9 protein-coding genes are annotated in these 10,182 nt (G+C 72.8%); all 9 read left to right on the plus strand.

The genetic code is table 11. The features are described 5' to 3' along the window. Positions 1-5: 5 nt before the first annotated feature. The 9 genes from ACYSUO_RS30730 to ACYSUO_RS30770 all read left to right on the plus strand — a co-directional run bounded on the left by ACYSUO_RS30730 (position 6) and on the right by ACYSUO_RS30770 (position 10,005). Positions 6-1,382, plus strand: a complete 1,377-nt coding sequence (locus ACYSUO_RS30730) for a ThuA domain-containing protein (RefSeq protein ID WP_461779475.1) — start codon at positions 6-8, stop codon at positions 1,380-1,382. 187 nt (positions 1,383-1,569) lie between these two features. Next, positions 1,570-2,721, plus strand: coding sequence for an inositol-3-phosphate synthase (locus tag ACYSUO_RS30735; protein WP_461779476.1), 1,152 nt, complete (start codon positions 1,570-1,572; stop codon positions 2,719-2,721). A gap of 26 nt (positions 2,722-2,747) precedes the next feature. Further along, positions 2,748-3,728: an SCO3242 family prenyltransferase gene (locus tag ACYSUO_RS30740; protein ID WP_461779486.1), complete on the plus strand. Its 981-nt coding sequence runs from the start codon at positions 2,748-2,750 to the stop codon at positions 3,726-3,728. Then, entirely contained in the window at positions 3,725-4,612 is an 888-nt protein-coding gene (locus ACYSUO_RS30745; protein ID WP_461779477.1) for a sugar phosphate isomerase/epimerase family protein, read from the plus strand. The genes ACYSUO_RS30740 and ACYSUO_RS30745 overlap by 4 nt, the downstream gene beginning before the upstream one ends. Then, complete coding sequence (locus tag ACYSUO_RS30750) at positions 4,609-5,310, plus strand: EboA domain-containing protein (RefSeq protein WP_461779478.1); 702 nt, start codon at positions 4,609-4,611, stop codon at positions 5,308-5,310. Before ACYSUO_RS30745 ends, ACYSUO_RS30750 begins: the two co-directional genes overlap by 4 nt. Next, positions 5,310-6,161 carry a TatD family hydrolase gene (locus tag ACYSUO_RS30755; RefSeq protein WP_461779479.1) on the plus strand — a complete coding sequence of 284 codons (852 nt, stop codon included), beginning with the start codon at positions 5,310-5,312 and terminating at the stop codon, positions 6,159-6,161. Before ACYSUO_RS30750 ends, ACYSUO_RS30755 begins: the two co-directional genes overlap by 1 nt. A gap of 3 nt (positions 6,162-6,164) precedes the next feature. Further along, positions 6,165-7,343 (plus strand): metabolite traffic protein EboE, encoded by a 1,179-nt coding sequence (gene eboE, locus ACYSUO_RS30760; RefSeq protein ID WP_461779480.1) that lies wholly within the window; start codon positions 6,165-6,167, stop codon positions 7,341-7,343. Then, on the plus strand, positions 7,340-8,791 hold the full coding sequence (locus ACYSUO_RS30765; RefSeq protein ID WP_461779481.1) for an alkaline phosphatase family protein: 1,452 nt from the start codon (positions 7,340-7,342) through the stop codon (positions 8,789-8,791). Before eboE ends, ACYSUO_RS30765 begins: the two co-directional genes overlap by 4 nt. A 56-nt stretch (positions 8,792-8,847) precedes the next feature. After that, positions 8,848-10,005, plus strand: a complete 1,158-nt coding sequence (locus ACYSUO_RS30770; protein WP_461779487.1) for a sugar phosphate isomerase/epimerase family protein — start codon at positions 8,848-8,850, stop codon at positions 10,003-10,005. Positions 10,006-10,182: the final 177 nt, after the last annotated feature.

Below are 10,182 nucleotides of genomic sequence, written 5' to 3' on the forward strand. Positions count from 1 at the left end.
ACAGCATGCGCACCTCCGTACGCATCGGCCTCGCGACGGCCGCTGCCGCCCTGCTCATCGGCGGGCTCACGGCCCCGGCCACCTCGGCGCCCCAGGGCGCCGAGGTGGCCGGGGCCCGGGACCGGGTCCTGGTGTTCTCCAAGACCGCCGGCTTCCGGCACGACTCCATCCCCGAGGGCATCGCCGCCCTGAAGGAACTCGGCGCCGCCGACCGCCTCACCGTCGACACCACCGAGGACGCGACCGCCTTCACCCCGGCCAACCTCGCCCGGTACAAGGCCGTCGTCTTCCTCTCCACCACCGGCGACGTGCTCGACGCCACCCAGCAGAAGGCGTTCGAGGGCTACGTCGCCAAGGGCGGCGGCTACCTCGGCGTGCACGCCGCCGCAGACACCGAGTACGACTGGAGCTACTACGGCGGCCTCGTCGGCGCCTGGTTCCAGGGACATCCGGCGATCCAGCCGGCCACGGTCCGCGTCGAGGACCACCACCATCCGGCGACCCGCGGCCTGCCGGACGCCTGGCAGCGCACCGACGAGTGGTACAACTACCGCTCCAACCCGCGCGACAAGGTGCACGTCCTCGCCTCGCTCGACGAGACGACGTACTCCGGCGGCACCATGAAGGGCGACCATCCGATCGCCTGGTGCCAGAACTACGGCGGCGGCCGCGCCTTCTACACCGGCGGCGGACACACCAAGGAGTCCTACGCCGACCCCGCGTTCCGCGACCATCTGCGCGGCGGCCTGCAGTACGCCACCGGGAAGGTCGCGGCCAACTGCCGCCCGAACACCGGCTACCGGAACATCTTCAACGGCGAGACGCTCGACGGCTGGAAACAGGCGGGGCCCGGCGGCTTCACCGTGAATCCCTCCGACGGGACCCTCGACTCCCAAGGCGGCATGGGCCTGCTCTGGTACCAGGCCAAGCAGCTGAAGTCGTACTCGCTGAAGCTCGACTGGAAGATGACCGGCGACGACAACTCCGGTGTCTTCGTGGGCTTCCCGGCCTCCGACGACCCCTGGTCCGCCGTGAACAAGGGCTACGAGATCCAGATCGACGCCACCGACGCACCCGACCGCACCACCGGCGCGATCTACTCCTTCCAGTCCGCCGACCTCGCGGCCCGCGACAAGGCCCTGAAGCCGCCGGGGCAGTGGAACTCGTACGAGATCAAGGTGCGCGGCGAGCGCCTCCAGGTGTTCCTCAACGGAGTCGAGGTCAACGACTTCACCAACAAGGACCCCGAGCGGAGCCTGACCGACGGCTACATCGGTCTGCAGAACCACGGCGACTCCGACCACGTGTCCTTCCGCAAGATCCGCCTGAAGGAGCTCAACCCCACGTCCGACGCGGGCGCACTGCCCGGCACGGGCGACTAGGACGGCGGCGGGCGAGGGACGCCGGACCCCCGCCCGCCGCCTTGCCCTGCCGGGAGCGGCGGGGTGTGCGTCGGGGCCGTGCCCGACGCGGGGCCCGGGCCCGTCGGCTCGGCGCGCGAGGCCGCGATCGGCGCCGGACACGGCTTCGGCATTGCGTGTGACGTCACGTTCGACCAGGAGGTTTCCCATGTCCGCCGGATCCTTCCCCGCTCCGTCCTCTCCGTCCTCCTCGAACCGACGATTCGGTGTGTGGCTGATCGGGGCGCGCGGCTCCGTCGCCACCACGGCGGTCGCGGGCTGCGCCGCCATCGGCGCCGGGCTGCATCCGCCCTCCGGGATGGTCACGGAGACCGAGCCGTTCACCGCGGCGGGCCTGGCGCCCCTCACCTCGCTCGTCTTCGGCGGCCACGACACCCTCGACTGCCCGCTGCCCAAACGCGCCGAACAGCTCGCCGCCGGGGGAGTGCTGCCGCACGGCCTGCCCGGCGCGGTGCACGGCGAACTGGCCGCCGCCGACCGGGAGATCAGGCCCGGCGGACCGCTTCCCGGCGACGGCCGCACCCAGGACGAGCTGATCGCCGCCTTCACCGCCGACATCCAGTCCTTCGTACGACGCCACGCCCTGGCAGGGGCCGTCGTCGTGAACGTCGCCTCCACCGAGGCGCCACCGACCGGCGACGAGCTCCCGGCCAGCTCCCTGTACGCGGCGGCGGCCCTGCGCGCCGGCTGTCCGTACATCAACTTCACCCCCTCCACGGGACTCCACCACCCCTCTCTTCAGCACGCGACCCACACCGCGGTCGTCCCCTTCGCGGGCCGCGACGGCAAGACCGGGCAGACCCTGCTGCGGTCCGTGCTCGGCCCGATGTTCCGCAGGCGCGCCCTCGACGTGCGCGCCTGGTCCGGCACCAACCTCCTCGGCGGCGGTGACGGCGCGGCCCTCGCCGACCCGGCCGCGGCCGCCGCGAAGAACGCCGGCAAGGAACGTGTCCTCGCCGACACCCTCGGCGCCGTCCCGCAGGGCGAGGTCCACATCGACGACGTCCCGGCGCTCGGCGACTGGAAGACGGCCTGGGACCACATCGCCTTCGACGGCTTCCTCGGCGCGCGGATGACCCTGCAGACCACGTGGCAAGGCTGCGACTCGGCCCTCGCCGCACCCCTCGTCCTCGACCTCGCACGCCTGCTGCTGCGCGCCGATGAGTCCGGACTGACCGGCCCCCGCCCGGAGTTGGGCTTCTACTTCAAGGACCCCGACCCCGGAGCCTCCTCCGACCTGGACCACCAGTACGACTCCCTCCTCGCCTTCGCGGACCGCCTGCGCGGCGGTGCGGCGTGAGCGGGGCGGCTGCCGGCGCCGGGCCGGTGGTGGTGGGACGGTCGGTGGCGGGGGAGCAGGACGTCGCGCCGGGAACGGGATCGGGTACGGGAACGGGGAGGCGGGGCCAAGACGGGGCCCGGCCCTCGCGTGCACGTGTCCGAGTCCGTGCCTGGGTCGAACTCCTGCGGCTCCCCGCCCTGTTCACCGTGCCCGGTGACGCGCTGGCCGGGGCGGCGGTGACGTGCTCCCGCCCCACCCGCGGCACGCTCCTCGCCGTCGGCGCCTCCGTCAGCCTGTACGCGGCGGGCATGGCGCTCAACGACTGGGCCGACCGGGACGAGGACGCCCGCGACCGCCCCCACCGCCCACTCCCCTCCGGCCGCATCCGCCCGGCCCACGCCCTGGTGGCGGCGGGCGCGTTGACCGGGACCGGCCTCACCCTGGCCTGCCGGGCGGGCCGGACGACCGGCGCGGTGGCCACGGCACTCGCGGCCACGGTGTGGGCGTACGACCTGCGCCTGAAGGGCACCGCGGCGGGCCCGGCGGCAATGGGCGCGGCCCGCGGCCTGGACCTGCTGATGGGTGCGGCGGCGACGCGCCCGACGGCGGTGCCCGGAACCCTGCCCCAGGCACTCACCGCGGCCGCCACCCTGGCCGCCCACACGACCGCGGTCACCACCGTCTCCCGCAACGAAACCCAGGGAGGCTCCGTCACCGGCCCCTTGACGGCCCTGGCCACGGGAGCGGCCATCGCGGCGGCGCTCGTCACCACACGCGGCCGCGCCCCGACCTTCACCACCCTTCCGGCCACCGCGTATGCCACCACCGCCCTCCGCCCCCTCTTCCACGCCGCCCTCAACCCCTCACCCCCGCTCACCCAACGCGCCGTCGGCGCCGGCATCCGCGCACTCGTCCCCCTCCAGTCCGCGCTGTCCGCCCGCTCCGGCGCCCCGGTGACCGCCGGCGCCACCCTCGCCCTCGCCCCGCTCGCCCGCCACTTCGCGAAGAAGGTGAGCGTCACATGACCGCGAGCGGAATCGAACCGGCTCCACCCCGCTGGGGATACGGCACCAACGGCCTCACCGACCTTCGCCTCGACGACGCCCTCGGGCTGCTCGCCGACCTCGGCTACGACGGTGTCGGGCTCACCCTCGACCACATGCACCTCGACCCCCTCGCCCCGGACCTGACCGCGCGCACCCGCGAGGTGGCCCGGGCCCTCGACCGGCACCGGCTCACGGTCACCGTGGAGACCGGCGCCCGCTACGTTCTCGACCCACGCCGCAAACACGGCCCCTCCCTCCTCGACCGGGACCCCGACGCCCGGGACGCACGTATCCGCCTGCTCATCCGTGCCGTCCAGGTCGCCGCCGACCTGGGCGCCCACGCGGTGCACTGCTTCAGCGGCGTCACCCCCGACGGCACCGACCCGGACGCCGCGTGGAAGCGACTCGCCGCGGCGCTCACCCCCGTACTGGAGGCCGCCGATGCCGCCGGTGTCCCGCTTGCCATCGAGCCCGAGCCCGGTCATCTCCTCGCCACGCTCGCCGACTTCCACCGGCTGCGCCGCGACCTGGGCAGCCCCGAAGGGCTCGGCCTGACCCTCGACATCGGGCACTGCCAGTGCCTGGAACCGCTGCCTCCCGCCGACTGCGTCCGCGCGGCGGCGCCCTGGCTGCGGCACATGCAGATCGAGGACATGCGCCGAGGCGTCCACGAACATCTGCCGTTCGGGGAAGGGGAGATCGACTTCCCGCCCGTGCTCGACGCCCTCGCCGCCACCGGCTACCGGGGCCTGACCGTCGTCGAACTGCCCCGCCACTCCCACGCGGGCCCCCAACTGGCTGCCCGCTCAATCGACTTCCTCCGAGCCGTGGCCCCGAAAGCGCCGCGAGGAGGCACACCATGACGCACGGCACTGGCACTGGCGCAGGCGCCGGAACCCTCCCCGCCCCCGACACCATCCGCGAGCGGCTGGACGCCGCGCTGGACGTCACCGCCCGCGCCTGGCTGCACGCAGCGCTCGCCGACGCCGACGCCGCCGCGCGCCCCGCCGCCCCCGACATACCCGAACACGGCCTGGCTGCATGGCAGTTGAGGTTCGCCGAAGTCGGCCGCCGCACCGGAGACGAGCACGCCGACACCGCCCGGCTCCTCCTGCTGCACGCCGCCCGCGCCGACACCCCCACCCTCACCGCGCTGTACAGCCAAGGCACCGCCGCCGAACGCCGCGCCGTACTGCTCGCCCTGCCCCACCTGGTGGAAGGCCCGGACGCCCTCCCCCTGATCGAGGATGCCCTGCGCGCCAACGACACCCGCCTGGTGGCAGCCGCCGTCGGGCCGTACGCCGCCGCCCACCTGCCCGCCCACGCCTGGCGGCACGCCGTCCTCAAGTGCCTGTTCACCGGGGTGCCGGTGGACGCCGTGGCGCACCTGGCCGACCGCGCCCGCGGCGACGGCGAACTCGCCCGCATGCTCGGCGACTTCGCCGACGAACGCACCGCCGCGGGGCGCCCCGTCCCCGACGACCTGCACCGCGTCCTGGCCCTCACCGCGCCCGAGCCCCCGACGAACGGCCGGGCCGATCCCCACGGCAAGGAGTCCTGATGCGCCTCTTCGACCCCCACATCCACATGACCTCGCGCACCACCGACGACTACAAGGCGATGCACGCCGCCGGGGTGCGGGCCCTGGTGGAGCCCGCCTTCTGGCTCGGCCAGCCCCGAACCTCGCCCGCCTCCTTCTACGACTACTTCGACTCCCTCCTGGGCTGGGAACCCTTCCGCGCCGCCCAGTACGGGATCGCGCACCACTGCACGATCGCCCTCAACCCCAAGGAGGCGAACGACCCGCGCTGCACCCCCGTCCTCGACGCGCTGCCCCGCTACCTCGTGAAGGACAACGTCGTCGCCGTCGGCGAGATCGGCTACGACTCCATGACTCCGGCCGAGGACACCGCGCTCGCCGCCCAGCTGCAACTCGCCGCCGACCACGGCCTGCCCGCCCTCGTGCACACCCCGCACCGCGACAAGCTCGCCGGTCTGCGCCGCACCCTCGACGTCGTCCGCGAGTCCGCGCTGCCCGTCGAGCGCGTCCTGATCGACCACCTCAACGAGACCACCGTCAAGGAGGCCAAGGACTCCGGCGCCTGGCTCGGCTTCTCCGTCTACCCGGACACCAAGATGGACGAGGAGCGGATGGTGGAGATCCTGCGCGTCCACGGGCCGGAGAAGGTCCTCGTCAACTCCGCGGCCGACTGGGGCAACAGCGACCCGCTCAAGACCCGCAAGGTCGCCGACGCCATGCTCGCCGCCGGCTTCTCCGACGACGACGTCGACCGTGTGCTGTGGCGCAACCCGGTCGCCTTCTACGGACTCAGCGACCGCCTGCGACTCGACGTCCCGGCGACGGAACCCGCCACCCACGAAGGCAACTCGATCCTGCGCGGCGGTGAGTGACCCATGCGCTTCCGGCACCCCGACGGCTCCACCGTCCACCTCGCGTACTGCACCAACGTGCACCCCGCCGAAACCCTCGACGGCGTCCTCGCCCAACTGCGCGACCACTGCGAACCCGTACGCAAACGCCTCGGCAGGGACCGCCTCGGCATCGGCCTGTGGCTCGCGAAGGACGCCGCCCGCGCCCTGATCACCGACCCCGTCGCGCTGCGCGGGCTGCGCACCGAACTCGACCGGCGCGGCCTGGAGGTCGTCACCCTCAACGGCTTCCCCTACGAGGGCTTCGGCGCCGCGGAGGTCAAGTACCGCGTCTACAAACCGGACTGGGCAGACGAGGAGCGCCTCACCCACACCGTCGACCTGGCCCGGCTGCTCGGCACCCTGCTGCCGGCCGACGCCGTCGAGGGCACCGTCTCCACCCTGCCGCTGGCCTGGCGCACCGCCCACGACCCGCAGCGCGCCGAACAGGCCCGCGCCGCCCTGCGCACCCTCGCCGACCGCCTCGACACCATCGAGGAACTCACCGGCCGCTCCATCCGCATCGGCCTGGAACCCGAACCCGGGTGCATCGTCGAGACCACCGGCGACGCCATCGGCCCGCTCACCGACGTCGCCCGCACCGACCGCATCGGCCTGTGCCTGGACACCTGCCACCTCGCCACCTCCTTCGAACCGCCCGACGCCGCGCTCGACGCCCTCGCCGCCGCCCGCATCCCCGTCGTGAAGGCACAGCTCTCCGCCGCCCTCCATGCCGAACACCCCCATCTGCCCGAAGTCCGGGCCGCGCTCGCCGCGTTCGACGAACCCCGCTTCCTGCACCAGACCCGCGCCCGCGCCGACGGCGCCCTGCACGGCGTCGACGACCTCGGCGAAGCGCTGGCGGCCGACGGCCAGGGGCTGCCGCAGGGTGTGCCCTGGCGTGCCCACTTCCACGTCCCGCTGCACGCGGCCCCCGCCGCGCCCCTCACCTCCACGCTCGATGTCCTCAAGGACACGCTGACCCGTCTCGTCGGCGGCGCGCGTCCGCTCACCCGCCACCTGGAGGTCGAGACCTACACGTGGCAGGCACTGCCGCCGGCCCTGCGACCGCGCGGGCGCCAGCAGCTCGCCGACGGGATCGCCGCTGAACTGGCCCTGGCACGCGACCTGCTGACCGACCTCGGCCTCAAGGAGCTGCCATGACCGGCACGCCCACCACCGGCCCCACCCCCCTCCTCGTCCTCGACATCGTCGGCCTCACCCCCCGCCTGCTCGACCACATGCCGCACCTCAAGCGCCTCGGCCGGTCCGGGTCCCGCGCCCCGCTCGGCACCGTGCTGCCCGCCGTCACCTGCGCCGCCCAGTCCACCTTCCTGACCGGCACGATGCCCGCCGAGCACGGCATCGTCGGCAATGGCTGGTACTTCCGCGAACTCGGCGACGTACTGCTGTGGCGCCAGCACAACGGACTCGTCGCGGGCGACAAACTCTGGGACGCCGCCCGCCGCGCCCACCCCGGCTACACGGTCGCCAATATCTGCTGGTGGTACGCCATGGGCGCGGACACCGACATCACCATCACTCCCCGTCCCGTCTACTACGCCGACGGCCGCAAGGAACCCGACTGCTACACCCGGCCCCCGGCCCTGCACGACGAACTCACCGAGAAACTCGGCACGTTCCCCCTGTTCCACTTCTGGGGCCCCGGCGCCGACCTCGTCTCCAGCCGGTGGATCATCGACGCCACCCGCCATGTCCTGGCCACCAGCCACCCCGACCTGATCCTGAGCTACCTCCCGCATCTCGATTACGACCTGCAGCGCTACGGCCCCGACGACCCGCGCTCCCACCGGGCGGCCGCCGACCTCGACGCCGCCCTCGCCCCGCTCCTGGACGACGCCCGCGCCGAGGGCCGCACCGTCGTCGCCCTGTCCGAGTACGGCATCACCCGCGCCGACCGCCCCGTCCACATCAACCGGGCCCTGCGCCGCGCGGGCCTGCTCGAGGTGCACACGCAGGACGGCATGGAGTACCTCGACCCGATGGCCTCCCGCGCCTTCGCCGTCGCCGACCACCAGATCGCGCACATCTACGTACGCCGCCCCGAGGACCTCGACGCCACCCGAGCCGCACTCGCCGAGCTGCCCGGCATCGAGCAACTCCTCGACGACGAGGGCAAGAAGGCGCACCAGCTCGACCATCCGCGCTCCGGCGAGCTCGTCGCCATCGCCGAGGCCGACGCCTGGTTCACGTACTACTACTGGCTCGACGACGCCCGCGCGCCCGACTTCGCGCAGCTCGTCGAGATCCACCGCAAACCCGGCTACGACCCGGTCGAACTCTTCATGGACCCCCTCGACCCCTACGTGAAGGTCAAGGCGGCCACCGCCCTCGCCCGCAAGAAGCTCGGCATGCGCTACCGCATGGCAGTCGTCCCGCTGGACGCCTCACCTATTCGCGGCAGCCACGGCCGGCTCCCGGCGAGCGAGGAAGAAGGTCCGCTCATCCTGTGCTCCACCCCCCACGTCCTCTCCGGCCGCGTCGCGGCCACCGAAGTGAAAGCCCTGCTCCTCGACCTGGCGGGCCTGGCCCACCCCCGAGAAGCAGTTACAGAGAGTGAAGCACACGCCACTGACAACGCCCGGCCGTAAGCCCGGACCAGCCGAAACACCCGGACCGAAAGAAGGCACCCGTGACCGAAATCCGCATCACCGCAGGGCCCGACGAGGGCTCAAGTACCGACGAGGCCCTCAGATCCCGCCTCGGCATCAACCGCCGCCGCTTCCTCAGCACCTGCACCGCGGTCGGCGGCGCCGCCATCGCCGCGCCCGTGTTCGGCGCGGCACCCGCACTCGCCCAGCCGGCGGCCGGCTCCTCCGGCGGCGGCGCGGGCACCAGGCTGATCCCCGCCGACAAGCGCGGCATCATCCTCTACACCGTGCGCGACGCCATCGGCCGCGACCCGCTGAGCAGCACCCTGCCCTCCGGTTTCCGCGAGGTGTTCAAGGAGCTGGCCCGATTCGGTTACAAGCAGGTCGAGTTCGCCGGCTACGGCCAGCACGCCAACGCGCCCGGAGGGGCGAACCTGGAGTCCGTCGCGGGCGCGAAACTGCTGCGTTCGTGGCTCGACGAGTACGGGCTGCGCGCCCAGGGCAACCACGGCTTCATCCCCTCGTCCTGGCCGCTCACCCAGGCCGACAAGGACCAGTTCAAGAAGCACCTGGAGCTCGCGAACATCCTCGGCATGGACCACATGGGCACCGGCGGCGACCCCACCGGCAGCTCGTACAAGGCGGACTGGGACGTCGCCGCCGACAAGTGGAACGCGCTGGGGCGGCTCGCGGACCGCGCGGGGCTCAAGCTCTACACGCACAACCACGACGCGGCGTACGGGTTCCTCATCGACGGCGGGCCGCTCGACGACCAGGGGAGGCCCACCCGCAGCTCCGGCATCCGCAAGCTCGAGTACTTCCTGCGGGTCAGCGACCCGAAGACGGTGTGGCTGGAGATGGACATCTTCTGGGCGCACGTGGCCCAGTACAAGTTCCACACCTACACCGCGCACGACGGCTCCACGCGCGAGAAGGTCTTCGACCCTGCCGCGCTCGTCGTCGCGCACAACGCCCGCTACCCGCTCTTCCACGCGAAGGACGGCACCCGCAACGACACCAACGGCATGGGCTACGACATGGTGCCCTTTGGCGAAGGTGTCATCGACTACCGGACGTTCTTCAAGCGGGTCGGCGCCCGCAACTACCACAACCCCATGGTCGAGCAGGACAACGCGCCCAGCGCCACCGACCCCGCCCAGTCCCTGACCCACGCCCGCATCGGCTACGACAACCTCGCGGCTCTGCGTAAGTAACTCCGGCGTAGGCGCACGAGCGCACATGAGTGGGGGCCGGGCCGCAGGGCGGGGCCCCCGCAAAAAGGACCCGTTGGCGTTAAGTTTCCCCCGCGGCTCACTGGCGTAAGGGTTAAATTAAACGACACCCCCCTCACGTTCCCCCCCCGCGGCCGCCGCCGCAGGGCCCCCCGCGCC

Source organism: Streptomyces sp. UC4497, assembly GCF_054871485.1.